3 protein-coding genes are annotated in these 1,376 nt (G+C 41.4%); 1 reads left to right on the forward strand and 2 read right to left on the reverse strand.

Features of this window, described 5'->3' with window-relative positions; translation table 11 throughout:
- Positions 1-139: 139 nt before the first annotated feature.
- Entirely contained in the window at positions 140-451 is a 312-nt protein-coding gene (locus tag ABD915_RS09660) for a helix-turn-helix domain-containing transcriptional regulator (protein ID WP_345117735.1), read from the reverse strand.
- 12 nt (positions 452-463) lie between these two features.
- Complete coding sequence (locus ABD915_RS09665; RefSeq protein WP_345117737.1) at positions 464-787, reverse strand: type II toxin-antitoxin system RelE/ParE family toxin; 324 nt, start codon at positions 785-787, stop codon at positions 464-466.
- 182 nt (positions 788-969) lie between these two features.
- On the opposite strand from ABD915_RS09665, the gene ABD915_RS09670 reads away from it, so the two are divergent.
- The coding region (locus ABD915_RS09670) for a lysozyme (RefSeq protein WP_345117739.1) at positions 970-1,376 on the forward strand (407 nt) is incomplete at its 3' end.

The raw sequence follows: 1,376 nt of genomic DNA on the forward strand, positions 1-1,376 counted from the left end.
CGACGAAGGCGAAGGCGTAATCCATATGGACGAAGAGGATACATGATAGGTTATAAACCAAATGTAGAGCCCCTCATTAAAAATGATTGCTTAAATACCTCCCTTCCCCATCTTTAAAGGTGGGGAGTGGACACTAAAGCTACACGTGTGGAACTGGTCGTTCAAGAGGCTGTACAGCTAAACGAAACCCCATGGTACGCAGTAAAGCATTCAAGCTGCGGAACTCTGGATTACCTTTTTCTGAAAGTGTACGGTAAATTTGTGTTGGGTTCAAATTGGCTGCTTTAGCTACAGCTTGAACACCACCATAAGCTTTGGCCATTTGGCGTAGAGTTACAAGCAGTTCACCCTGATCACCATCTGCTAGGATTGCATCAAGGGTAGCTGCTGCCAACTCAGGGTCATCACGGAATATTTCTGCCATTGCATCATCATGGTTACGGTCTTTCATTTTTGCACTCCTTTAATCTTCACGGTTTTGCCAATCACGCCAGCAAGCACATGCACGAGTGATATCAGTCTCTTGTGTTTTTTTGCTGCCACCGCATAATAGCAACAATACGGTCTTTCTAGATTGGACATAATAAACTCGGTAGCCAGGACCAACATTAATACGCAATTCATGAACACCCTCACGAAGCGGCTTGAAATCGCCAAAGTTTCCCTGCTCTAAACGATTAAGGCGGCGAATAATTGCAGTTTTAGCCTGCATATCACGGAGCTTTCGCAGCCAATCAGCTATCAAGTCTTTGCCATCAGAAGTAAGGTAGTGACGTATTTCAAACATGATGTATATTCGTTTATAAACGAATATTTGTCAAGAAAGAAATTAAAAGTTGAGAAAAAATCTTCTTTTATTCCAATGAAAAAGTGACATGAAGCTTAACCAAGCTATCTTTCCGAATGAGAAAGATGTCAATTTTTTAATCCAGCTCTGCTTTTTGCGGAGCTTTTTTTATGGAGAATCATATGCGAAAAATATCATCAGAAGGACTTGCACTTATCAAACAATGGGAAGGTTTGCGTTTGAACGCCTATAAAGATGCCATTGGGGTATGGACAATAGGTTATGGACATACAAACAGTGCTGGAAAACCTTTTATTTACGAAGGCATGACAATCACTGAAAAGCAAGCAGAAGAACTTCTTTGCAAAGATTTAAGACAATTTGAAAATGCTGTTGAACGCGCTGTTACAGTTTCATTAACGGATGAACAATTCGCGGCGTTAGTATCTTTTTGCTATAATGTAGGAACAGCAGCCTTTTGTAACTCGACACTGTTAAAAAAGCTCAATCAGGGTGAATATGAAGCTGTCCCTGCAGAGCTACAGAAATGGACCCAAGCAGGCGGAAAGCGTCTTGAAGGTCTAGCACA

Origin of the sequence: Bartonella jaculi (assembly GCF_039543045.1) — a bacterium.
GTDB lineage: Bacteria > Pseudomonadota > Alphaproteobacteria > Rhizobiales > Rhizobiaceae > Bartonella > Bartonella jaculi.